This is a genomic window from Achromobacter sp. B7 (assembly GCF_003600685.1).
Classification (GTDB): Bacteria; Pseudomonadota; Gammaproteobacteria; order Burkholderiales; family Burkholderiaceae_B; genus Achromobacter; species Achromobacter spanius_B.
The window spans coordinates 3233147-3255762 of sequence record NZ_CP032084.1; the positions used below are offsets into that span (position 1 = coordinate 3233147).

A 22616-nucleotide genomic window follows, 5' to 3' on the forward strand; every position below is an offset into this window, starting at 1 on the left:
ACGCCCACGCCGCTTTCGCGTCCGTGGGCGTTTTGCCATCCGTTGATACGGCTTATTCCACCGTCGCTCCAGATTTTTTCACCACTTCGGCCCAGCGCGGAATCTCGGTGGCCATCAAGGCGCGCAACTGGTCGGGCGTGCTGCCGACCAGTTCCATGCCCATGGTCTTTCCCAGCTTTTCCTGCACGTCGGGTTCTTTCAGGATGATGGCGATTTCGGCGGCCAGCTTGTCCAGGATCGGCTTGGGCGTGCCCTTGGGCGCGTACACCGCCTGCCAGGACGCCATCTGAAAGCCCGGCACGCCGGCTTCCTGCATCGTGGGCACGTTGGGCGCCAGCGAAATGCGGTCCTTGGTGGTCACGGCCAGCAGCTTGAGCTTGCCCGTTTGCAAGAGCGGCAGCGCGGCGGTCATCTGGTCAAACATGAAGGTGACCGCGCCCGAGGACACATCGACCATGGCGGGCGGCGTGCCCTTGTACGGCACGTGCGTGAGCGGCACCCCGATCATGCTGGAAAACAATTCGCCCGCCAGATGGGTGGACGTGCCCGCGCCGGACGAGGCAAACGTACGCTTGGCGGGGTCGCGCTTGAGCAGCGCGATCAGATCGGCCACCGAGTTCACGCCCAGGTTCGGGTCCACCAGCAACACGTTGGGCAGATACGCGATCAGCGAAACGGGTTCGAAATCCTTGACCGGGTCGTACTTCAGGTTCTTGTACAGGCTGGCGTTGATGGCGTGCGTGCTGATGGTGCCACCGAACAAGGTGTAGCCGTCGGGCGCCGCCTTGGCCACGTAAGTGGCGCCGATGCCGCCGGCCGCACCGGGCTTGTTTTCAACGATCACGTTCTGGTGCAGGCGGTCGCCCAGTTTCTGGGCCAGCACGCGGCCCACCACGTCGGTGGACCCGCCAACGGTAAAGGGCACCACATAGGAAATAGGCTTTTGCGCGGGCCAGTCGGCGGCGCTTGCCGCGGTGGCCAGCGTGCCCAGGACGGCGCCGGCCAGCAGCCCGGCCAACGCACTGCGTCGTTGCATGTTCATGGTTTGTCTCCTGCCTTGATTTATTGCTTATAGGTATGGGGTCGCCGGCCGCATGGCCGGCGGCAAGGCTCGGTGGCCTTGGCTTGAGGGTTTGGCCTGGTGTTTGGCCTGGTGTTTTGGCTTACCGCCCCTGCGCTTTGCGCCAGGCGGCGAATTTATCTTTGGTGCCCAGGTCGGTGGGCGGGTACAGGCCCAGGATGGACGCGCCCTGCTGCACCTGGCTGGTCACGAAGTCTTCGAACGCGGTCATTTCCACGGCTTCGACCGAGATTTCATCGGCCAGATGCGCGGGGATCACCACCACGCCTTCGCGGTCGCCCACGACGATGTCGCCCGGCCACACAGCCACGTCGCCGCAACCGATGGGCGCGTTGATGTCCAGCGCCTGGTGCAAGGTCAGGTTGGTAGGCGCCGAGGGGCGCTGGTGATACGCGGCAAAGCCCAGCTCGGCGATTTCAGGCGAATCCCGAAAGCCGCCGTCGGTCACCACGCCGGCCACGCCACGCTTCATCAGCCGCGTCACCAGGATGGAGCCGGCGGACGCGGCGCGCGCGTCCTTGCGGCTGTCCATGACCAGCACCGCGCCTTCCGGGCAGGTCTCAACCGCCACGCGCTGCGGGTGCGAGCGGTCTTCGAACACCTTGATGGTGTTCAGGTCTTCGCGGGCCGGGATGTAGCGCAGCGTGAACGCGGGGCCGACCATGTTGGGCAGGTTGGCGTTCAGCGGACGCACATCCTGGATGAACTGGTTGCGCAGGCCGCGCTTGAATAGCGCCGTGCACAGGGTGGCCGTGCTGATGCCGGACAGGCGGGCACGGGTTTCGGGATTCATTTGGGACACGATGGCTCCGGGCAAAATGCGGAAAACAAAATTGAAATCACAAAAATGAAATCACAAAGAATGAATTCGCAAAAATGAAAGGCGATAACTGATCGGCGCGGCGGGCAGTGGCCCGCCGTTGCGCTTAGAAGATTTCGGGCTCCGGCACGGGTGCGCCGAATTCGGTTTCCAGAAAGTCAAAATCGCAGCCGTCGTTGGCTTGCAGGATGTGTTTGGAATACATCCAGCCGTAGCCGCGCTCATAGCGCTTGGGCGGCGGCGTCCAGGCGGCGCGGCGCGCGGCCAGTTCTTCGTCGCTGATGTTCAGGTGGATGCTGCGCGCTGGCACGTCGACGGTGATCAGGTCGCCCGTCTTGACGAAGGCCAGCGGGCCGCCCACGTAGGACTCGGGCGCCGCGTGCAGGATGCAGGCGCCGTAGCTCGTGCCGCTCATGCGTGCATCAGACAGGCGCAGCATGTCGCGCACGCCCTGCTTGACCAGCTTGGTCGGGATCGGCAGCATGCCCCATTCCGGCATGCCCGGGCCGCCTTGGGGGCCGGCATTGCGCAGGATCATGATGTGTTCGGGCGTGACGTCCAGGTTCTCGTCATCGACCGCCGCCTTCATGCTGGGGTAGTCGTCGAACACCAGCGCGGGGCCGGTGTGCTGCAAGAACTGCGGGGCGCAGGCGCTGGGCTTGATGACGCAGCCGTCCGGCGCAATGTTGCCGCGCAAAACCGCCAGCGCGCCTTCGTCGTAGATGGCGGTGTCCAGCTTGCGGATCACGTCATCGTTATAGACCTCGGCGCCCGCGATGTTCTCGCCCAGCGTCTTGCCCGTCACCGTCATGGCCGACAGGTCCAGGTGCCCTTCCAGGCGCGTCATCAACGCGGGCAGGCCGCCAGCGTAATAGAAGTCTTCCATCAGGTAGGTGTCGCCGCTGGGCCGGATGTTCGCAATGACGGGCACCTTGCGGCTGGCGGCATCAAAGTCTTCCAGGCCGACGGCGTGGCCCGCGCGGCGCGACATGGCCACCAGGTGGATGATGGCATTGGTCGAGCAGCCCATGGCCATGGCCACGTTGATGGCGTTCTTGAACGACGCCATGTTCAGGATGCGCTGCGGGGTCAGATCGTCCCAGACCATTTCCACCACACGGCGGCCGCATTCGGCGGACATGCGCATGTGGTTCACGTCAGCCGCCGGAATCGACGACGCGCCGGGCAGCGTCATGCCGATGGCTTCGGCAATGGCCGTCATGGTGCTGGCCGTGCCCATCGTCATGCAGGTGCCGTAGCTGCGCGCGATGCCACCTTCCACTTCGGTCCATTGTTCTTGCGTGATCTTGCCGGCGCGGCGTTCGTCCCAGAGCTTCCAGGCGTCCGAGCCGGATCCCAGTATCTTGCCCTTCCAGTTGCCGCGCAGCATGGGGCCGGCGGGCACGTACACACACGGCAGCCCGGCGCTGATGGCGCCCATCAACAGGCCCGGGGTGGTCTTGTCGCACCCGCCCATCAGCACCGCGCCATCGACCGGGTGGCTGCGCAGCAGCTCTTCGGTTTCCATGGCCAGGAAGTTGCGATACAGCATGGTGGTGGGCTTGACGAACGATTCCGACACCGAGATCGCCGGCAGCTCCACCGGAAAGCCGCCCGCCTGGAACACGCCGCGCTTCACGTCTTCGACGCGCTGCTTGAAGTGGCTGTGACAGGGGTTCAGGTCCGACCAGGTGTTGATGATGGCGATGATGGGCCGGCCGACCCAGTCGTCCGGGCCGTAGCCCATCTGCATCATGCGTGAACGGTGGCCGAACGAACGCAGGTCATCCTTGGCCATCCAGGCGGCGCTGCGCAGACTTTCGTAGGTACGTTTCATGGGGAAATAAAGAAAGGCGTGGTGGGGATGGAGCCATTTAAACACTAATACATTAGTGCGTCAGCTAGGTGGAAACCCGCTACACTGCGGGCTTTACCCCGTACCCCGCCAGGCCAGCGATGCAAAGCCCCAAGCTAAGACTGGACCGTTCGCGCCACGCGGCGCCCCAGGTCTTCGAACATCTACGCGAACAGATCGTGTCGCTGGAGCTCGCCCCCGGCGCGCCCCTGTCCCGCGTGACGCTGGCCGAAACGTATGGCCTGAGCCAGACGCCGATTCGTGACGCGCTGATGCGGCTGGCCGAAGAGGCGCTGGTGGAGATTTATCCGCAGCACACCACGGTGGTCAGCCGCATCGACATCCCGGCGGCCCGCCAGGCGCATTTCCTGCGGCAATCGCTGGAGCTTGAAATCGTGCACATGCTGGCGCAACGGCCCGACCCCATCCTGCACCAGCGCCTGCAAGCCAGCATCGACTTGCAGCACGCCAGCCACGCCAGCGGGCAATACCAGCAGTTCATCAACGCCGATCAGGCGTTTCACCGCGACATGCACACGGCGGCGGGCGTGCACAGCCTGTGGGAACTGGAGCAGCGCTACAGCGGGCACCTGGATCGCCTGCGCCGCCTGCATCTGCCCGAGGCCGGCAAGGCGGAACGCATCATGGACGACCATCAACGCCTGCTGGACGCCATCGTGGCGCAAGACCCGGCCGGCGCGCAGCGCGTGCTGCGCGAGCATCTGTCGGGCACGCTGAGCCAGGTGGCCGAGATCTGCAAGCGGTATCCGGAATACGTGCTGGAGCAATAGCGGGATAGATCGGCGGGGATAGCGCGACGGCCAAACGCCTATCAGCCTGCCTGCCTGCCCTCCTGCCGGCCTGCGTGCCTGCCGGCCTTCCTGCCCGCCGGCCTGCCTTCGTGCCTGCCTGCCCGCCAGCCAGCCTTCCCGCCTGCCAGCGCGGCCCGGCCTGCGCCTAGTCCAGCGGATACCGCCGGATGACCGTCTTGCCGTCGCGCTCGGCCAGCGACAACAGGCCGTCGCCGGACAAGTCCAGCCCGATCAGGCCGGTTTCCACATCCTGCGGCATTTGAAACGGGCGCCAGGTCTTGCCGTGGTCGCGCGTATAGAAGTACGTCTTGGTGTATTCGTTGAACGACAACAAATGGTCCGCGTAGGTCTTGATGACCCACGCGTTGGGGCCAAACCAGGCGTCGCCGATCCAGCTTGGCGTGCCCTGCACGCTGGGCGATACCGCGCGGCGCCGCCATGAGCGATCCGCTTTGTCCAGTTCATAGATGGCGTCGCCCTGGGTCTGAAACACGGCCTGGTCGCGCGTGTACAGGTCGTCCGGCGCTGGCGCGGGCACGGGCGGCACGCCCTGCGTGATGCGAAAGCCGGGCGGTGCGCCGTCCTGGAATTCCACTTCGAAACGCCGCGTCTCCAGCACTTCGTTGCCGTGGGACGCATTCAGGCTGACCCGCGTGCGCCAGCTCCAGCCGACGGCGTGCGTGTCGTCCAGCGGATAAAGCGACCAGTCGTAGGCCAACTGGTCGTCGGCGCGCGGATTGCCGGGCCGTTCGGCGGCTTCGCGGAACGCGCGATCGAACGCGCTGGCGTCGGGCCAGACCTGATCGTCCAGCCGCGTGGCCGCCCAGTGGCGGGCGCCATCTTCGCTGACCAAAAGGCGCTGCCCGGATTCGTGGCGTTCCAGCGCGATGACGCGCTGCCCGGTCAGGAATACGGTGTACTGGCGCGAGCCGCCCAGCGTGACATCGGGCGCGTAGGTCCAGGTCTTGCCCAGGTCGTCCGACCGCAGGGTGTCCCAGCCGGAGGGCGACTCGCCCTGCCCGGCCGAAGGCGCAGCGGTCACCAGATACAGCGTGCCGCCGTCGGGCGCGCCGATCACGCTGACGCCGGTATCCCCGCGCACCGACCCCAGCAGCTCGAACACGCCGGTGCCCTGCCCGCCATAGATCAGGTTGCGCGTGTCGGCCAGTTGCCAGGGCGGGGGCTGGCGCGCGTCGTAGCCGGGCAGTTGCGCGTCCAGCAGCGGCGCGCGTTCCAGGTTGGCCAGGTCCTTGGCGCCGACCAGGCGCTGGCCAATCAACAGTTGTCGTTCACCGAACCGTTGCAGCGATACGCGCGAGGACGAGGCCAGCGGCAAGCCGTTAAGTTCGCCGATGACTTCGCTGCGGGTCAACGGCTGGCCCATCGGCACCAACTGGTAGATGCCATAGCCCAAGACCGCCGCGACGGCGATGGCGACGCCGCTGGCAAGCAGTCTAAGGTTCATGGCGACAACACATACTGGGGATGAAGACCGACCATTTGGCCGGTGGCGTTTGGAGAATGGGCGAAACTATAGCGCGTTGCGCAACGTTCTCTATACTGGCGTGACATACTCTTACGCCGCATCGGCCACACACGGAACCCGGACATGATTGCAAGGCTCGCCCCGCTTACCCTAGCCCTGCTCGTTTTCGGGGCAGCCGCCTGGGGGCAGCCCGCAAAAGCCGTCGCGCCGGATGTTTGCGCGGCGGTGACCGTACGCGAAGGCGATCCGATTCCCGCCGACGCGTGCGCCGTCAACATCGTGCCGCGCGACCTGGGCGTATCCGGCATGACCTTTGGCGGCGACCCGGTCTGGACGCCGCTGGACCCGCAAGCGATGCCCGGTGTGTTCTACGACAGCGCGTCCATCGCGCCCATGTCCGACCGTCCGGTGGTGATGGCGGTGACCGTGGCCTGGTTTTACGCGCAGCCGCGCGTGTCCGAGACCAACGGCCAGGCTTACGCGTCGGTGTCGCAGCCCATCATTTTGAATTGCAGCGCCAACACCTACACCGTCACGCAGACCCAGCACTACGCCGGCAACAACGCCACCGGCGCGCTGGTGGAATCGATACCCGTGGCGGGCATTCACAATGCGCCGGTCGCCCGGGACCCCGTGCAACGCAAGTTGCGCGGCGTGGTCTGCCCGGCGCCGGGCAAGAACGCGCGCAAGTGACAGGCGGCGGGCGCCGACCCCGCCGCGCAGTGGCATCGCTTGCTGCGCCCCTATCCGCGCCCTATCCACGCCCTGCTTGCGCCCTACCTGCGCCCTGCCTGCGCCCTGCCTGCGCCCTGCCTGCGCTCTATCCGCGCCAGTACCGATACAAGCCGCGCGCCGCCGCGTCCAGCAGAAAGCCCAGCACGCCGATCATCAACACCATGGCCATCAGTTCTGAATAGGCCAGCCGGTCACGCGTGTCCAGGATGAAATACCCCATCCCCGCCGACACGCCCAGCATCTCGCACGGCACCAGCACAATCCACAAAATGCCGATGGCCAGGCGCACGCCGGTCAGGATGTGGCCCAGCACGCCGGGCAGGATCACGCTGCGCAAGGTCTCCCAACGCGTGGCCGCCACACTTTGCGCCAGCTGTAACCAGCGCGGGTCCAGCTGCTGCACGCCGGCCGCCGTGTTCAGCACGATGGGCCAGACGGCGGCGAACGTCAGGAGGAAATAGACCGGATCGTCGCCCACGCCGAACACCATCACGGCTATCGGCATCCAGGACAGCGGCGAAATCATGCGCAGGAACTGCATGGCGGGCGACACCGTGGCTTCCAGGCGGCGCCAACTGCCGATGGCCAGGCCCAGCGGCACGCCGATGGCCAGCGCAAACCCCAGGCCCACGCCGATGCGCCGCAGGCTGACCAGGATGTGCATCGGCAGGTCGGACGCCGTCAGCAATTCGGCCAGGCTGATGAATGTGGCGCCCGGCGAAAAGCGCCGCGCCATGCCGCCGGCCGGCGACAGCACGTCCGTGCCCAGCCACCACAGCGCCAGCAGCGCAGCCAGGCCCCCCAGGCCCAGCGCGCATCGCGCGCCCAGGCCCAGGGATCCCGCCCCGGCGCGAACCGTCCGCCCGGCCCGCGTCGTGGATGCCACGGACGGCGATTGTGGCGATTGCCCGGCGTGCTCGGTTTGCCCGGTGCGCTCGGTGTGCTCGGTTTGCCCGGTGTGCCCGCTGTGCCCGGTGCGCTCGGTGCGCTCGGTGCGCTCGGTGTGCTCGGTGTGCTCGGTTTGTGCCGGTTGTGCCGGTTGTGCCGGTTGTGCCGGTTGTGCCGGTTGTGCCATACCGTCTACCGCCGCGCCGGCAAGCGATTCCCGTGCCGTCACGCCTGCACCATTTCAGTCCGGCTGTAGGCGTCGGGAAAGCCGAAGCGGCTCAGGCCGCCCACGGATTCGATGGCGCGCTTGACGTAGCGGTCGTCCACCAACTCGCGCGCCGCGCGGGCTGGGTCCAGGTCGGCAAGAAAGCCCCGGTCGGCCTCGATCACCGTGTCGCGCAGGCGGCGCACCAGCTCTTCGGTGTAGCTGGGAAAGGGATACGGCTGGAAGTCGATCCGGCGCTCATCCCAATCGGCATGGCGAATGGCACCGCTGGCCAGGTACTGCTCTCGGTCGGACGCGGGCGGCGCCAGCACCTTGGTCAGCGCCGGCAGGGCGTGCGGCGTGTAGCGGTTGATGCCTTCCTTGGACAGCAGTTGCGCCGTCTCGGCCCGATGGTCCCGAATCCACAGCTGCGCCTGCACGATGGCGTCCACCACCTTTTGCGACCACGCCGGCCGCTGTTCCAGGTCACGCTCGTGCATGAACACCACGCAGCACGCGTGGTTGCGCCAGACGTCGCCGGTAAAACGCAGCACCTTGCCCACGCCCAGCGTTTCGGCCAGCGCATTGAACGGCTCGGCCACGATGTAGCCGGCAATGCGGTTCTGCGCCAGCGCGGGCGGCATGTCGGCGGGCGCCATGACGACCAGGTTGACCTCATTGGCGCCCGCCGAACCGTCCTTGCGCGCTACCGGCGTCAAGCCGTTTTCGCGCAGCAGGTATTGCAGCATGACGTTGTGGATGGAATACCAGAACGGAATGGCGACCGTCTTGCCGCCTAGTTCCTTGACGCTGTTGACAGCAGGCGCCACGGTCAGGCCGGACCCGCCCACGTGGTTCCATGCCACCACCTTGGCCGGCACCTGGCTGCCAAAGCGCGCCCACACGGTCATGGGCGACAGCAGATGCACGACGTTGACCTGCCCGGAAATAAACGCTTCGATCACCTGCGCCCAACTGCGCAGCAGCGTGGGCTTTTCTGCCTTGACGCCGGCCTTCTCGAACAGGCCATTGTTATGCGCCACCAGTAGCGGCGCGGCGTCGGTAATGGGCAGATAGCCGATGCGCACGGGCGCGTCCGGCTCGGTTTGCGCGCGGGCGTTGAACGCCGACAGCAAGGACGCTGCGCCACCTGCCGTCAGCAGGGCCGATAGTTTCAACCAGTCGCGACGCGACATGTGTTCCAGGCACATCAAATACTCCTTGCTTGGGAATCGGAATCCGGTCAGGCCGGTACAGACGCAACATGACCCGCGCGCAGCGCACTGCGCAAGCGGGTCAGGATTTCAAGGCGCAGCGCGCCCATTTCAGGCAACAGGTCGGCGCGCGGCTGCGGCAGGTCAACCTGCCAGGTGCCCAGGATGCGGCCGGGCGCGCCGCCCAGCAGCACGATGCGGTCAGCCAGCACCAGCGCTTCGTCGATATCGTGGGTGATCAGCACGGCGGCGGTCTGGAAATCTGCCACCACCTTGCGCAGCAGCAGTTGCATGTCGCCGAGCGTGACTTCGTCAAGCGCGCCGAACGGCTCGTCCAGCAGCAACACCGACGGCTGGCGCGCCAGGCAACGCGCCAAGGCGGTGCGCTGCGCCATGCCACCGGACAATTGCGCGGGGCGCAGGTGCCGCGCATGCGACAGGCCGACTTCGTCAATGGCCTGGTCCACGCGCGCGCGGCGCTGCGCGTCCGTCAACGCCGGTTGATGCTTGAAGTCCAGCCCGAACGCCACATTGCGTTCCAGGGACAGCCACGGCAGCAGGCTGGGGTCTTGAAACGCCACCGCCACGCGCGGGTGCACGCCAGTCAGCGGCGCGCCTTCCATCAGCAGCGATCCGGCAGTGGCCTCTTGCAAGCCCGCCAGCACGCGCAGCAGACTGGATTTGCCCGCGCCGCTGGCGCCCAGCACCGCCACCACTTCGCCGCGCGCCAAGTCCAGGTCGACCGCTTCAAAGACCGGCGCCGGCGCGGCGGGGTAGCGCAGGGCCAGGCCGCGCGCCTGCAACACCGGCGGCGCGCCCGCCGTCAGGTGCAGCGGCGGCGCGCCCTTGGGGCTACGCACAGGCAGTTCGCCCGCCGTCGTGGGCCCCGGCCGCTCGCCCGTCGTCGTGCTCACCGGCGGCTCAGCCGCCGTCATACCGCGATCCCGGCCGCTTCGGCCGCCAGCTTGGCCTGGCGCTTGGCCAATTCGGTTTTCAACTGCACCAGGCTGGGCGTGACGATGGGCAGGAAAGCCGCCTCGCGCCACCGCCGGGCGAACCCCGCGCCGGCACTGGTCAGATACGCTGCGCCGCCGCTGGCTTGCAGTTCCAGTTGCACCGCCTGCTGCGCGGCCTCGGCCAGCGCGATGCGGATCTCGAACAACGCCCAGGGCTCGGTGACGAAACGCCCGCTGCGCACCCCATCGATCAGGCTTGCGCTTTGGGCTTGCACCTGCGCGCGCAACGCCGCCAGGGGTTCGCCGAGGATGCCCCGCGACGCCTGCCCCTGCCCGCTTTGCGCCGCCGCCTGCAAGGCACGCCGCGCCAGGCCGATGGACAAGCCGCATTGCAGCCCCGCAAAAGCCGGCCGGGCGCCGGGCAGATATTGGCGCGCGTCAGGGTGGATCAGCCACTCCGAAGCGATGCGCACGCCCTGCACCTCCAACGCCGCCGTGTTGCTGGACTGCAAGGCCATCAGGGAAAGGTCGGGGCTGCGCACCAGCCCCGCGATATCGTGCGGCAACGCCACCACGGCCGGCGTGCCGTCGGGTGCGCTGACGGCGGCCGCCACCAGAAAGCCCTGGGGCCGCAGATTCGTCACCCACGGCATGCGGCCGTCCAGCACCCAGGCGCCCTCGGATTCGCGCGCGCTGATTTGCAGCGATTCGATGCCCGACAAGAACTTCATCGCGTTCGACAGCGCGGTGGCGCCGGCTTGTTCGCCCGACAACAGCGCGGGCAACCAACGTTGCGCCAAGCCCGCGTTCGGACTGCGCAACAGGTATTCGATAAAGACACGCTGACCCCACGCCACGAAGGCGCTGGCGACCGAATACTCGGCCACTTGCGACACGGCTTCGATGGCGTCACCAATGTCCGTACCGGCCAGCCCGCCCTGCGCTTGCGGCACGCCGATACGAAAGATGCCGGCCCGCGCCAGCCTGGGCAGCACGGTGGCGGCGTCCTGGGTGCCGTCGTCCAGCGCGTCGGCATGGTCGGCCAGCCACGCTGCCAGATCGTCAGGCAGGCGCAGGCCTGCGTCGGGGTTCAAGGCTTGCGCCGCCATCACGCGCCGCTCCAGGCGTAGTCACGCAGCTGCTCGTTCAGCGGGGTCTGCGCCAGGTTATTGCCAAAGTTGCAGATGGTGGCCAGCCCCACGCCCACAATTACTTCCAGCGCGTTGCCGTCCGTATAGCCGGCATCGCGCAGCGCTTGCAGTGCGTCGTCGCTGACGCGCCCGCGGGTGTCGATCACCGCTTCGGTGAACGCCGCCAGCGCTTGCAGGCGTTGGTCGGGCAGCACGCCTTGCGCCCGCAGCGCATCGACAACCTCGGGCGACAAGCGCGCCTTGTTGCGCGCGATGGCGGTGTGGCCCGCCACGCAGAACGTGCAGCCGTGACGCGTGCCCGCCACCAGTTGCACCACCTCGCGTTCCTGCAAGCTAAGGCCGGCGCGCGCGTTCAATTGCGACAGGGTTTGATAGGCTTCCAGCGCCACCGGCGCATTGGCCAGCACGCCCAGCAGATTGGACAGGTATCCCGCGCCCTGCTCCGCGGCGGCCAGCGCGGCGCGCGTGGGTTCGGGAGCGCTTTGCGCGGTATGGACGGGCAAACGGGCCATGTGGATCTCCTGGGTGTCGTTCAAGACAAGGTTGAAAACAATATTGTGCGGGCGCCCGGCCACAAGCGACAATGCGCGAAGATCGCAACTTGATGCTAGATCTTATCGACTTTCAGCTATGCGCTTATAACCAGCCGAAACTGCGACGGTCACTGGACCAGATCAGTTGCGAGTTACCGTCACCAGCACCGCCCCCAAGCTCCGCCCCCACCTTCGCCACCGCCACGCCTGCCGACCTTGCCCAACGACGCCTCCCCTACCGATCAAGCCGCCGTCGACGCGCTGCTTCTGTCCAGCCTGGAAGTGCAATCCAGCTTGTATCACCTGGGCCAGTATTGCGGCAATTGGTCCGCCAGCACCAGCGGCCGCGCGCGCGCCAGCTTTCATCTGATTCTGCATGGCCAATGCCGCGTTGCACTGCATGACGGCCAGGGCGCCGAGCTGGACACGCTGACGCTTGCCGCCGGCGACGGCATATTTTTCCTGCGGGATATTCCGCATGCGCTGACGCCGCTTGATGCCGTGGCGCCCGGCACCGCGCTGTGCCGCGCCATGGAGCCGCTGCTGCCCCGGCAGGCCGATGGCACGGGCCTGGCCTGCGGCTTTTTCCAATTCCGGCCGGGGCTGGCCGACCTGTTGGCCGACACCCTGCCCGACTACCTGGTGCTGCGCGCCCAGGACGAGCGCTTTCGCACGGCGCGCGGCGTGTTCGACCTGATCCTGGCAGAAACCGCCGACACCGCGCCCACGCCGGGCGGCTCGCCCGTGGTGCTGGAACGGCTGACCGATCTGCTGATCTTCTTCATGCTGCGCCATCTGGCCGTGCATGATCGTCAGGCCTACGGGCTGTTCGTGCTGGCGCGCGACCCCGCCATGGCCAGCCTGCTGCAAGCCATCCTGGCGCAGCCCGCCGCGCCCTGGAGCATGCAGGACATGGCCGACCGCCTGCATATGTCCAAGGCCACGTTCCACCGACGCTTCACGCTGCAAAGCGGCACCACGCCCGCGCAGCTGCTGCAATTGCTGCGCATGCGCGTGGCGCGCCGGTATCTGAGCCAGCGCATGGGCATACAGGATGCAGCGGAGCGGGTGGGCTATCAATCTCAGGCGGCGTTCAGCCGGGTGTTTCAGCGCACCGAGGGCGTTGCGCCCTCGGCCCTGCGCAAGCGTCCGCCGGGCGGCGCTTAAACCTGCGCCAACGCTTGTTCCAGATCGGCGATCAGGTCGTCGATGTGTTCGATGCCGATGGACAAGCGCACCGTTTCTTCGCGCACGCCTGCCTTTTGCAGCTCTTCGGGATTCAGCTGGCGGTGCGTGGTGGATGCCGGGTGGGTCGCCAGCGACTTGGAATCACCGATGTTGACCAGGCGCGTGAACAGTTGCAGCGCGTCCTGGAAGCGCGCGCCCGCGTCGCGGCCGCCCTTCACGCCGAAGGTGAACAGGCCCGGCACCTTGCCGCCCAGGTACTTCTGCGCCAGCGCGTGGTCGGGGTGGTCCGGCAGGCCCGCGTAGTTCACCCATTCCACCTTCGGATGTTCACGCAGGAAGTTCGCCACCTTGACCGCGTTTTCAACGATACGGTCCACGCGCAGCGCCAGCGTTTCGATGCCTTGCAGAATCTGGAACGAGTTGAACGGCGAGATCGCCGCGCCCGTGTTGCGCAGCGGCACGACGCGCGCGCGGCCGATGTAGGCGGCCGGCCCGAATGCTTCGGTGTAGACCACGCCGTGGTAGCTCACGTCCGGTTCGTTCAGGCGCTTGAAGCGCGCCTTGTGCTCGGCCCACGGGAATTTGCCGGAATCAATGATGGCGCCGCCCAGGCTGGTGCCGTGGCCGCCCAGGTACTTGGTCAGCGATTGCACCACGATGTCGGCGCCGTGTTCGATGGGGCGCAGCAGGTATGGCGACGGCACGGTGTTGTCCACGATCAGCGGCAGGCCATGGCGGTGCGCGACGTCGGCCAGCGCGGCGATGTCGGTGATGTTGCCCAGCGGGTTGCCGACCGATTCCGCGAAGATGGCCTTGGTGCGGTCATCGATTTGCGCTTCGAAGGCGGCCAGGTCGCTGGGGTTGGCAAAGCGCGTGGTGATGCCGTATTGCGGCAGCGTGTGCGCGAACAGGTTGTAGGTGCCGCCATACAGCGTGCTGGACGAAATGATGTTGTCGCCCGCTTCCGCGATGGTCAGGATGGCATAGGTCACGGCCGACTGGCCCGAGGCCAGCGCCAGCGCGGCAATGCCGCCTTCCAGGGCCGCCACGCGCTGCTCCAGCACGTCGGTCGTGGGGTTCATGATGCGGGTATAGATGTTGCCCGGCACCTTCAGGTCGAACAGGTCGGCGCCATGCTGCGTGTCATCGAACGCGTAGGCAACGGTTTGATAGATGGGCACGGCGACGGCGCGCGTGGTCGGGTCGGGGCGGTAGCCGCCATGCACGGCCACGGTTTCCAGGCGCCAGTTGGGCTTCTTCGGTTCAGTCATGTGTCTCTCCAGGAATGTCGTTGATTCGAGTTTGCGGATCAGGCCGCCAAGGCGCGCGTGGCGCTCAGGATACGGTCGATGTCCGCGTGATTGTTATAGGCGCCGACGGACAAGCGCACGTAACCATACTCCACCACGCTGGCCACCACACCGGCGCGCGTCAAATGCGCCAGCGCGCCGGCCGGGTCGGCCACGCGCAACGCCGTTGTGGTGCTGCGCAATTCGGGGTCGGACGGCGATACCACGGCCACCCCCTGCGCCCGCAAGCCGTCGTGCAAGGCGTGCGACAGTTCCAGCACCCAGGGTTCGATGCGATCCGGGCCGGCGCCTTCGATCAGATCCAGCGCGCCCGCCCAACCCGCGATGCCCGGGTAGTTGAGGTTGCCCGTTTCCAGACGGCGCGCGTCGCCCGCGTCCGCCACGCCCACCTGCCATTGCAGGCCCGACTTGTCCAAGGTAGTGACGCCCGATGGCCCCACGTAAAGCGGGTCCAGCGCGTCCAGCAATTTTTCCGACACATGCAAGAGGCCCACGCCCAGCGGACCCAGCATGCCCTTGTGCGCGCCGCTGGCGAAGGCGTCCACCTGCCATTCGTCTACCCGCGCGCGCAGCAGCCCTGCCCCCTGGATGCCATCGACCACCAGCCAGATGCCGCGCTGCGCGCAGCGGCGGCCCAGCTCGGCAATGTCGGTACGCAGGCCGGTGCCGTACTGCACCCATGACACCGCGATCAGACGGGTGCGCGCATCCACGTGCTGCCATAAATCGTCCACCGTATAGCGATGCGACGTCGCCGCCGCCACGCGCACCTGCACGCCGTGGCGGCGCAGGTTCAACCACGGCAAGGCATTGGTGGGATGTTCCTGATCATCCACGACCAGGTTGTCGCCGGGTTGCCAGGCCAGGCCCTGCGCCACGGTGTTCAAGCCTTCGGTGGTGTTCTTGGTGAAGGCCAGCCGCCGGGCGTCGCCGCCGATCAGACGTGCCAGGCGCACGCGCAACGCATCGGCATCGCGCAGCCATTGCGGCTTGTCGCTGCGGGCATGGGTGATGCCCTCAAAAAACTGTGCCACCGCATCGGCCACCTTGGGCGACAGCGGGCTGGTGTAGGCAATGTTGGCGTAGGCCTTGTCACGCGTGATGGGAAATAACTGCCTGAATTCGTCCTGCCAGCTCATGCGCGGCCTTCCTGTGGATTGCAACTTGGTATGGCCGAATTCTAGGGACCCGATGCACATCTGGATAAGGCTTAGTTCTTATATTGATATGACGATACAGTCGCTCGGATATCGCGGGCGCGCCCCTAGAATTCATGCCTTTCTTGCATACATACGATACGGGAACGGCATGCGATTGATTCAATTCTGGAAGACGGCGGGCGTGGCGGTGGCGCTGGCCGCGGGCGTGGCGCAGGCAGGCACCGTCGATACCATCAAGAAGCGCGGCGAACTGGTTTGCGGCGTCAGCCAAGGGTCGGCGGGCTTGTCGATTGCGAACAAGGACGGCCGCTGGACCGGCCTGGACGCCGACCTGTGCCGCGCGCTGGCCGCCGCCGTGCTGGGCGACGCGAACAAAACCCGCTTCGTGCCGTTGAGTTCGCAGCAGCGCTTTCCCGCGCTACAGTCCGGCGAAATCGACGTACTGAACCGCAACACCACCATCACGTCCAGCCGTGACGCGGGCCTGGGCATTGCGTCGGCCGGCATCGTGTTCTACGACGGCCAGGGTTTTCTGGTGCCACGCAAGCTGGGCGTCAAAAGCGCCACCGAGCTTGAAGGCGCGCAGGTCTGCGTGCAGCCGGGCACCGTCAATGAACAGAACCTGGTCGACTACTTCAAGAAGAACAAGCTGACGTATCGGCCAGTGGTGATTGAAAACCTGGTCGAACTGGAACAGGCGTTCTACGCCGGCCGCTGCGACGTGTACCTGTCGGACGCGTCCACGCTGGCCGCCAGCCGCGCGGCGCGCGCCGCCAAGCCGGACGACTTCGTCATCCTGCCCGAACGCATCAACAAGTCGCCGCTTGGCCCCTTCGTTCGGCAGGACGATCCCAACTGGGCCGCCATTGTGCGGTGGACGGTCAACGCGCTGGTGGCCGCCGAAGAGCTGGGCGTGACGTCGGCCAATGCCGACGCCCAATCGCAAAGCACCGACGCACAGGTACGCCGCCTGCTGGGCGTGGACCCGGGCATCGGCAAAAGCTTCGGCCTGGACGAAAGCTGGGCCAAGAACGCCATCAAGGCCGTGGGCAATTACGGCGAAGTGTGGGACCGCAACCTGGGCGCCAACACCCCGCTGAAACTGGACCGTGGCCTGAATGCGCAATGGAACAAGGGCGGCCTGCTGTATTCGCCGCCATTCCAGTGAAGCGCTAAGGACTGAACGCGGCGGGCGGGCCACCGGCCCGCCTTTTGCATGGGCAAGACTTCAATGACTGCAACCACACTTCCCTTTGCGCCGCCCGGCTTCCTGCGCCGCTGGCTGCCCACGCTGGCATGGACGCTGGTGCTGGGCGGCATGGCCGCCGTGTTGCTGGCGCACATCGAAGGCGTACAGGCCGCGCGCGGGGTGCAAGGCGGATTCGGCTTCCTGCTTCAGCCGTCGGGCTTTCGCATTTCGGAAAGCCTGTTGAGCGTCACGCCTGACGATCCTTACTGGATGTCGATCGCGGCGGGCCTGGTCAACACGCTGACCGTGGCCGTCCTGGCGATTGCGCTGGCGACGTTGCTGGGCATCGCGCTGGGCTTGATGCGGCTATCGGCAAACGCCTTGGCGGCGCGCGCCGCAGCCGCCATCATCGCCCCGCTGCGCAACACGCCGGTGTTACTGCAATTGTTCGTCTGGTATGGGCTGCTGTTGCGGCTGCCGGATGCACGGCAAGCCTGGTCGCCGTTGCCGTCCGTATTGCTGTCCAATCGGGGCTTGGCCTTGCCTGCCTTGCATGGCTGCTTGCCGTATGCCGCCGTGGTGCTGGCCGCGTTGGCGCTAGCCGCCTGGGCGCGACGCCGCGCCTGCCCGCGCGCGGTGTATGCGGCGTTGGCCGCCGCCGTCCTGTTCGCTTGGGCGTTGCTGCCCGCCGTGCAGATAGACTTGCCGGTCAAGCGTGGCCTGGGGCTGCATGGCGGCTGGCAACCCAGCATCGAGTTCGTGGCGCTGCTGATCGGGCTGGTGGTCTTTCACGCCGCCTACATCGCCGACATCGTGCGCGCCGCCGTGCGCGCGGTGCCGCTGGGGCTGGTGGAAGCCGGCCAGGCCATGGGCTTGACGCCGCGCGCCGTGATGCAGCGGGTGATTGCGCCCTATGCCGTGCGGGTGGCGCTGCCGCCTTACGCCAACCAATGCCTGGCGCTGATCAAGAACAGCACCTTGGCCATTGCCATCGGCTACCAGGAATTGATGGCCGTCATCAACACAGTCATCACGCAGACGGGGCTGGCGTTGGAAGGCATTGCGCTGGCGCTGGCCATTTACCTGAGCTTGGCGCTGCTGGTGGGCGGCGGCCTGTCGGCCTGGAATGCGCGCCACGCACGGCATGGTCCGGGCGACACGCACGGGCCGCGCCTGGGTGACCGATCCCGCTGGAACCCCACGGACGGCCACCGACGCAGGCGTGGCAAGCTTGGCCAGGTCGCGCTGAACGGGCTGACGGCGCCAGCAACACGGCAAGCCTTGGCATCGGCAATCACCGCGCCATTGACCTTGGCAACAAGGGCGACGTACGCCTCGGCAATCACGGCGGCATTGGTCGCCGGATTCCGGCTTGCCATGACGGTGGCAATCACACTTGCGCTTGCGATGGCGGCGTGGGCGTTGCTGGACTGGGCCGTGCTGGGCGCGGTATGGCATGGCGAGCCCGAAGCCTGCGCGCGCGCCGCCGGCGCATGCTGGGCGGCCGTGGGCCAAAACCTGCCGCTGCTGGTCTTTGGCACGATGGCTCCGGGCGACCGGAGCGCCGCGCTGGTCGCCTGCGCGGCACTGGTCGCAGGCATCGCGCTGACGCTGGGCGCAGGCGGCCTGGCCGCGCGCCCGCGCCGGGTCGGGTCGGTGCCGGGGCACCCGCTGGGCTCGCTCGCCGCGTTGCAGCCAAGGTGGACGCCAGGTTCGCTGCCGGCGTTGCTGCCGAAGTGGCTGCCGAAGTGGCTGCCGAAGTTTCTGCCCAAGCTGCTACCCAAGCTGCCACCGAAGTTCCTGCCGGCACTGCTGCCTGGATTACTTCTGACGCTGCTGGCCATCGCCGTTTCCGCCTTGTCCGGGTGGCCCTGGGGCGGCACGCCAATCGGGCCGCAACGCTGGGGCGGCTTGCTGGTCACGTTGATCCTGGCCATTGCCGCGCTGGCCGCCGCCGTGCCGCTGGCCTTTGCGCTGGCGCTGCTGCGCCGGTCCGGCAGCCGGGCCGGGTCGATGGCGGCAGCCGGCCTGATCGAAGCGGTGCGCGGCGTGCCGCTGGTGACCCAACTATTGTTCGCCTCGTTCGTGTTGCCCATGCTGTTAGGCGGCAACGTGTCCAAGTTCAGCATGGCGTTGGCCGCGCTGACCCTGCATACGGCGTGTCTGTTGGCCGAGGTGCTGCGCGGCGCACTGCAAGCGATTCCGCCCGGCCAGATGATGGCGGCGCGCGCGCTGGGCATGCGGCCGTTCACGGCCTATGCCACGGTGATCTGGCCACAAGCCCGCCGCATCGCCGCGCCGGCCGCCTTGGGCGTGTTCGTGGGCGCGGTAAAAGACACCTCGCTGGTCAGCATCATCGGCGTCTTCGACGTATTGGGCGCGGCCAAGGCGGTGGTCGCGGGCACCGACTGGCGGCCCTATCACGTTGAGGTCTACCTGGCGGTGGCGCTGCTGTATTTCGGCGCCAGCCTGGCGCTGTCACGCGTGGCCCGGCGCATGGAAACGCGCGCGGGTTAGCGCCTTCGGTAGCCGCGCTTGGCAGGCGCGCCGCGGCCCGGCGCCATCACCCCGCGCGCGAATCCAGCGGGATGCGGTTCAGGAAACGGTCGAAGGCGCTCAGGTACGCGACTTCCACCGTGCTCAGCTTGCGTTGCTTGTGCCAGGTCAGGAACACATCGATCTCGGCCACCGACTCCGCGGGCGGCAGCCGGCGCAGGTCACCGCTCATCACATCCTGGCGTATCAAATGTTCCGGCAGGAAACTCAGGCCGATGCCGGCCACCACCATGCGGCGTATTTCTTCGATATTGGGCGAGGTGCCCACGATGCGACCGGTAAACCCCTGCTGATCGCGAAAGATCGTCAAGGGCGATAGCGTATCGCCGATCTGGTCGCTGGCGAAGCACACGAAGTTCTGGTCCATCAGGTCTTCAAGGCTGACGCGCGGCTTGGAGAACAGCGGATGATGACGGCCGCAGACGACCGCGTAATGGTGGCGCAGAAACAGCCGCCGCTCCAACGCGTCAACCGGTTTGCGGCACAGACAGATGCCCAGGGCCGGCACGCGCTTGGCCAGGGCGTCCAGGATGGCGGCGCTGGGCAGCACATCCACGTGGAATTCAATCTTGGGATAGCGCCGGTGAAACTGCGCCAGGAAATCGTCGTAGGCCGGGCTTTGCACCTTGCTCATGACCAGCAGCCGCAGCGTACCGGCAATTTCGGCGCGGTCCTGGGTGGTGGCGTTTTCAATGCGCGCCATCGTGCCGTACATGTCGCGGGCAATGGCGTAGATTTCATCGCCCAGGCCGGTCAGACGGAATTCGCCGTTGCGCCGGTGCAGCAGCAGCCCACCCACTGCATCTTCAAGCCGCTTCAGCGCCTGGCTGACGGCCGGCTGGCTCAGGTGCAGCGCCTGCGCCGCGCGACCCACGCCGCGCTCTTGCACGACAAACATGAAGGTACGCAGCAGGTTCCAGTCCATGCGTTCGGGGGCAAGCGGTTGTGACGGAACAGTGCGAACGGGCGGCTGGGGCATGGCGTGGGGTCAAGGGCGAAAAAAAGGCCGGGTGGAATCCACGCCGGCCCCGCCGATGCCCCGTGTTTCAGACGCCGGTCAGCCCCGCGAAGAAGCGCGACGCGTTGGATTCCAATCCGTCGATATAGTAGCCGCCTTCCTGCACGATCAGCGTGGGCAGGCGCAGCGCGCCGACCTCGCCGCCCAAGCGCTCGAAACCGTCTTCCGTGACGCTGACCATGGCCTGCGGGTCTTTCTCGAAAATGTCGAAACCCAGCGACAGCACCAGCGCGTCCGGCTGGAATAGCTCGATGGCGCGGCGCGCCTGCGCCAGCCGGTCAAAGAACACGGCTTCGCTGGAGCCGTGCGGCATGGGCAGGTTGATGTTGTAGCCGTAGCCCGCGCCCGCGCCACGCTCGTCTTCAAAGCCCGCGACCACCGGGTAGAAGTTTTCAGGATCGCCGTGAATCGACACGTACAACACGTCGTTGCGTTCGTAGAAGATCTCCTGGATGCCTTGCCCGTGATGCATGTCGGTGTCCAGGATGGCCACGCGGGGAAACTTCGACGTCAGCCGCTGCGCCGCGATGGCCGCGTTGTTCAGGTAGCAAAAGCCACCCGCCGCATCGCGCCGCGCATGGTGGCCCGGTGGGCGGCAGATGGCGTAGGCGTGCGGGTCGCCGGCCAGCAAGGCTTCGGCGCCGGCCACCGCGCACTGCGCCGCCCAGTAGGCCGACTGCCAGGTATGCGGGCCCACGGGGCAGCTGCCGTCCGCCAGGTAACGCCCGGCCTTGGCCAGCACGCCACGCAAGGCGTTGGGTTCGCGCACGAACACGTTCGAGACCACTTCGCCGCCCCAGTCGCCCGGCAGCTTCATCCAGTCGGCATGCGCGTCCTGCAGAAAACGCAGGTAGTCCAGCGAATGCACCGCCGCCAGCGCGCCCGCGCCATGATCGGCCGGCGCCTGCACGTCAAAGCCCAGCTTCTGCGCCGCCTGCACCAGGCCGTCCAGGCGGGCCGGCACTTCTTGCGGCGTGCGCATCTTGCCGCGTGAAAAATAGGTCTCGGGATGATGCAGCTTCTGGTCGTCGTGAAAAAATGCCTTCATGCTTGCTGATCCTTCAGTTGAAAATTCTGGGTGCGCTGGCCGACAGTGCCCAGCAGCAGGACGGAAACCAGGGAAAGCAACGAAATCGCCGAGAACAACAGCGCCAGCGGCCACCACTGGCCCTTGAAATTCTCGGCCAGCACCGTACCCAGCAGCGGCGTCAAGCCACCGAAGATGGCGCCCGACAACTGATATGCCATCGAAATACCGGTGTAGCGGATGCGGGTGGGAAAGCTGTCGCTGACGTAGCCGGCGATAACGGCGTAGTAGGCGCCCATGAAGAGTACCGCCACGCCGACCCCCAGCGTAATACTGGTAAGCGAGCCCTGGTCGACCAGGTTGAACATCGCGTAGGGCGTGAAGATCGATGCAAACGCCATGGCGCCCAGAAAGCGCAGGTTGCCCACGCGGCTGGCAATGTAGGCCGACAGCGGCGTGATGAAGAACTGCATGATCGACACCACCAGCAGGCAGTCCAGGATCACCGCTCGGTTCAGGCCCACGTACTGCGTGGTGTAGGCAATCATGAACGTGTTGGTGAAATAGAAGCCGGCAATGCCCAGCACATTCGCGCCCACGGCCAGCGCCAGCAGGCCCGGCGCGCCGCGCAGCACCTGTGCCAGCGGCGCCTGCGCGGGCTTGGCGCCGGCCAGCGCGGCGGACTTGGCGCGCGTGGCCTGTGCGGCCTGCTCGGCCACGAAGTCGGGCGATTCGTTCACGCTCAGGCGGATCACGAACCCCACCACCAGCAACACGGCCGAGAACAGGAACGGCACGCGCCAGCCCCAGCTGAGAAACGCCTCGTCATCCAGCCCGGTGACCAGCTTGAACATCAGCATCGACAAAATCAGCCCGGCCGGGCTGCCCAGCTGCGCAAACGATGCAAAGAACGTGCGCTTGCTTTTGTCCGGCGAATGTTCGCCCGCCATCAGCACCGCGCCGCCCCATTCACCGCCCACGGCAATGCCCTGCACGATGCGCAGCAGGATCAACAGCACGGGCGCCCAGACGCCGATGGACGCGTGTGTGGGCAACAGGCCGATCAGCACCGTGACCGAGCCCATCATCACCAAGGTGATCACCAGGGATTTCTTGCGGCCGATCTTGTCGCCGATGTGGCCAAAGATCGCGCCGCCCAACGGCCGCGCGAAAAAGCCCACGGCAAAAGTGCCGAACGCGGCCAAGGTGCCGTAAAAGCCCGACGCGGACGGAAAGAACAACTTGCCGAACACCAGCGCGGCAGCAGTGGCGTAGATGTAGAAGTCGTACCACTCGATCATGGTGCCGACAAAAGCGGCGGTCGACGCGCGCACCGGTTGGTGGCCCGTCACGGAATTTCCCCTCATGGCTTATCTCTCTTACGTAGGTTGAGGTCTATCAGCCAATCGTTATAGCCCCGGCCCCGCCATAA

The 22616-nt window shown here is 66.7% G+C and carries 19 protein-coding genes; 5 read left to right on the forward strand and 14 right to left on the reverse strand.

The features are described from left to right. Nucleotides 1-52 precede the first annotated feature (52 nt). From DVB37_RS14520 to araD, 3 genes are all read right to left on the reverse strand, one after another. Complete coding sequence (locus DVB37_RS14520) at nt 53-1042, reverse strand: tripartite tricarboxylate transporter substrate binding protein (protein WP_120155883.1); 990 nt, start codon at nt 1040-1042, stop codon at nt 53-55. Nucleotides 1043-1163: 121 nt separating this feature from the next. Continuing rightward, nucleotides 1164-1874, reverse strand: coding sequence for a ribonuclease activity regulator RraA (locus DVB37_RS14525; RefSeq protein ID WP_120155885.1), 711 nt, complete (start codon nt 1872-1874; stop codon nt 1164-1166). Nucleotides 1875-2007: 133 nt separating this feature from the next. Then, nucleotides 2008-3738, reverse strand: a complete 1731-nt coding sequence (gene araD / locus DVB37_RS14530; protein WP_046806731.1) for an L-arabinonate dehydratase — start codon at nt 3736-3738, stop codon at nt 2008-2010. 119 nt (nt 3739-3857) lie between these two features. Here araD and DVB37_RS14535 point away from each other — a divergent pair, with 119 nt between their 5' ends. Beyond that, nucleotides 3858-4547, forward strand: coding sequence for a GntR family transcriptional regulator (locus DVB37_RS14535; RefSeq protein ID WP_046806730.1), 690 nt, complete (start codon nt 3858-3860; stop codon nt 4545-4547). Nucleotides 4548-4713: 166 nt separating this feature from the next. On the opposite strand, the gene DVB37_RS14540 is transcribed toward DVB37_RS14535, so the two are convergent. Then, nucleotides 4714-6033: a hypothetical protein gene (locus DVB37_RS14540; protein ID WP_104145807.1), complete on the reverse strand. Its 1320-nt coding sequence runs from the start codon at nt 6031-6033 to the stop codon at nt 4714-4716. A gap of 144 nt (nt 6034-6177) precedes the next feature. Here DVB37_RS14540 and DVB37_RS14545 point away from each other — a divergent pair, with 144 nt between their 5' ends. Next, a complete protein-coding gene (locus DVB37_RS14545) occupies nt 6178-6747 on the forward strand; it encodes a surface-adhesin E family protein (RefSeq protein ID WP_104145806.1) in 570 nt (189 codons plus the stop codon). A 127-nt stretch (nt 6748-6874) separates the two neighbouring features. Here DVB37_RS14545 and DVB37_RS14550 read toward each other — a convergent pair whose 3' ends face one another. The 5 genes from DVB37_RS14550 to DVB37_RS14570 form a co-directional block, all read right to left on the reverse strand. Next, entirely contained in the window at nt 6875-7675 is an 801-nt protein-coding gene (locus DVB37_RS14550) for an ABC transporter permease (RefSeq protein ID WP_371683141.1), read from the reverse strand. 227 nt (nt 7676-7902) lie between these two features. After that, nucleotides 7903-9093, reverse strand: a complete 1191-nt coding sequence (locus DVB37_RS14555) for an ABC transporter substrate-binding protein (RefSeq protein ID WP_046806726.1) — start codon at nt 9091-9093, stop codon at nt 7903-7905. Nucleotides 9094-9125: 32 nt separating this feature from the next. Beyond that, the gene (locus DVB37_RS14560; RefSeq protein ID WP_120157502.1) at nt 9126-9923 is read right to left on the reverse strand and encodes an ABC transporter ATP-binding protein; all 798 of its coding nucleotides are present in this window, start codon (nt 9921-9923) and stop codon (nt 9126-9128) included. Nucleotides 9924-10027: 104 nt separating this feature from the next. Next, nucleotides 10028-11161, reverse strand: coding sequence for an acyl-CoA dehydrogenase family protein (locus DVB37_RS14565; RefSeq protein ID WP_120155888.1), 1134 nt, complete (start codon nt 11159-11161; stop codon nt 10028-10030). Continuing rightward, nucleotides 11161-11715, reverse strand: a complete 555-nt coding sequence (locus tag DVB37_RS14570; protein WP_120157503.1) for a carboxymuconolactone decarboxylase family protein — start codon at nt 11713-11715, stop codon at nt 11161-11163. Before DVB37_RS14570 ends, DVB37_RS14565 begins: the two co-directional genes overlap by 1 nt. 237 nt (nt 11716-11952) lie before the next feature. Between DVB37_RS14570 and DVB37_RS14575 the strand changes: the two genes are divergently transcribed. Further along, nucleotides 11953-12903 carry an AraC family transcriptional regulator gene (locus tag DVB37_RS14575; protein WP_120155890.1) on the forward strand — a complete coding sequence of 317 codons (951 nt, stop codon included), beginning with the start codon at nt 11953-11955 and terminating at the stop codon, nt 12901-12903. On the opposite strand, the gene DVB37_RS14580 is transcribed toward DVB37_RS14575, so the two are convergent. Together DVB37_RS14580 and DVB37_RS14585 are read right to left on the reverse strand one after the other, a co-directional pair. Beyond that, on the reverse strand, nt 12900-14195 hold the full coding sequence (locus tag DVB37_RS14580; RefSeq protein ID WP_046806723.1) for an O-acetylhomoserine aminocarboxypropyltransferase/cysteine synthase family protein: 1296 nt from the start codon (nt 14193-14195) through the stop codon (nt 12900-12902). The two genes, DVB37_RS14575 and DVB37_RS14580, sit on opposite strands and share 4 nt — an antisense overlap. 38 nt (nt 14196-14233) lie before the next feature. Then, the gene (locus tag DVB37_RS14585; RefSeq protein ID WP_120155893.1) at nt 14234-15373 is read right to left on the reverse strand and encodes an aminotransferase class V-fold PLP-dependent enzyme; all 1140 of its coding nucleotides are present in this window, start codon (nt 15371-15373) and stop codon (nt 14234-14236) included. A 169-nt stretch (nt 15374-15542) separates the two neighbouring features. Between DVB37_RS14585 and DVB37_RS14590 the strand changes: the two genes are divergently transcribed. Further along, on the forward strand, nt 15543-16562 hold the full coding sequence (locus DVB37_RS14590) for an amino acid ABC transporter substrate-binding protein (protein WP_120155895.1): 1020 nt from the start codon (nt 15543-15545) through the stop codon (nt 16560-16562). 63 nt (nt 16563-16625) lie between these two features. After that, nucleotides 16626-19100 carry an ABC transporter permease subunit gene (locus DVB37_RS28675; protein WP_240433875.1) on the forward strand — a complete coding sequence of 825 codons (2475 nt, stop codon included), beginning with the start codon at nt 16626-16628 and terminating at the stop codon, nt 19098-19100. 46 nt (nt 19101-19146) lie between these two features. Here the strand turns inward: DVB37_RS28675 and DVB37_RS14605 are convergent, their stop codons facing one another. The 3 genes from DVB37_RS14605 to DVB37_RS14615 all read right to left on the reverse strand — a co-directional run bounded on the left by DVB37_RS14605 (nt 19147) and on the right by DVB37_RS14615 (nt 22551). Beyond that, nucleotides 19147-20118: a LysR family transcriptional regulator gene (locus DVB37_RS14605; protein ID WP_104145800.1), complete on the reverse strand. Its 972-nt coding sequence runs from the start codon at nt 20116-20118 to the stop codon at nt 19147-19149. A 67-nt stretch (nt 20119-20185) separates the two neighbouring features. Beyond that, the gene (locus tag DVB37_RS14610; protein ID WP_120155897.1) at nt 20186-21205 is read right to left on the reverse strand and encodes a histone deacetylase family protein; all 1020 of its coding nucleotides are present in this window, start codon (nt 21203-21205) and stop codon (nt 20186-20188) included. Further along, nucleotides 21202-22551 (reverse strand): MFS transporter, encoded by a 1350-nt coding sequence (locus DVB37_RS14615; protein ID WP_046806718.1) that lies wholly within the window; start codon nt 22549-22551, stop codon nt 21202-21204. The genes DVB37_RS14610 and DVB37_RS14615 overlap by 4 nt, the downstream gene beginning before the upstream one ends. Nucleotides 22552-22616 lie beyond the last annotated feature (65 nt).

Excerpts from the sequence above, each read along its gene's own strand:
- araD (WP_046806731.1), bottom strand. The coding sequence starts at position 3,738 with ATGAAACGTACCTACGAAAGTCTGCGCAGCGCCGCCTGGATGGCCAAG.
- DVB37_RS14580 (WP_046806723.1), bottom strand. The coding sequence starts at position 14,195 with ATGACTGAACCGAAGAAGCCCAACTGGCGCCTGGAAACCGTGGCCGTG.
- DVB37_RS14605 (WP_104145800.1), bottom strand. The coding sequence starts at position 20,118 with ATGCCCCAGCCGCCCGTTCGCACTGTTCCGTCACAACCGCTTGCCCCC.
- DVB37_RS14585 (WP_120155893.1), bottom strand. The coding sequence starts at position 15,373 with ATGAGCTGGCAGGACGAATTCAGGCAGTTATTTCCCATCACGCGTGAC.
- DVB37_RS14540 (WP_104145807.1), bottom strand. The coding sequence starts at position 6,033 with ATGAACCTTAGACTGCTTGCCAGCGGCGTCGCCATCGCCGTCGCGGCG.
- DVB37_RS14615 (WP_046806718.1), bottom strand. The coding sequence starts at position 22,551 with ATGAGGGGAAATTCCGTGACGGGCCACCAACCGGTGCGCGCGTCGACC.
- DVB37_RS14590 (WP_120155895.1), top strand. The coding sequence starts at position 15,543 with ATGCGATTGATTCAATTCTGGAAGACGGCGGGCGTGGCGGTGGCGCTG.
- DVB37_RS14555 (WP_046806726.1), bottom strand. The coding sequence starts at position 9,093 with ATGTGCCTGGAACACATGTCGCGTCGCGACTGGTTGAAACTATCGGCC.
- DVB37_RS14520 (WP_120155883.1), bottom strand. The coding sequence starts at position 1,042 with ATGAACATGCAACGACGCAGTGCGTTGGCCGGGCTGCTGGCCGGCGCC.
- DVB37_RS14570 (WP_120157503.1), bottom strand. The coding sequence starts at position 11,715 with ATGGCCCGTTTGCCCGTCCATACCGCGCAAAGCGCTCCCGAACCCACG.
- DVB37_RS28675 (WP_240433875.1), top strand. The coding sequence starts at position 16,626 with ATGACTGCAACCACACTTCCCTTTGCGCCGCCCGGCTTCCTGCGCCGC.
- DVB37_RS14565 (WP_120155888.1), bottom strand. The coding sequence starts at position 11,161 with ATGGCGGCGCAAGCCTTGAACCCCGACGCAGGCCTGCGCCTGCCTGAC.
- DVB37_RS14610 (WP_120155897.1), bottom strand. The coding sequence starts at position 21,205 with ATGAAGGCATTTTTTCACGACGACCAGAAGCTGCATCATCCCGAGACC.
- DVB37_RS14535 (WP_046806730.1), top strand. The coding sequence starts at position 3,858 with ATGCAAAGCCCCAAGCTAAGACTGGACCGTTCGCGCCACGCGGCGCCC.
- DVB37_RS14525 (WP_120155885.1), bottom strand. The coding sequence starts at position 1,874 with ATGAATCCCGAAACCCGTGCCCGCCTGTCCGGCATCAGCACGGCCACC.
- DVB37_RS14545 (WP_104145806.1), top strand. The coding sequence starts at position 6,178 with ATGATTGCAAGGCTCGCCCCGCTTACCCTAGCCCTGCTCGTTTTCGGG.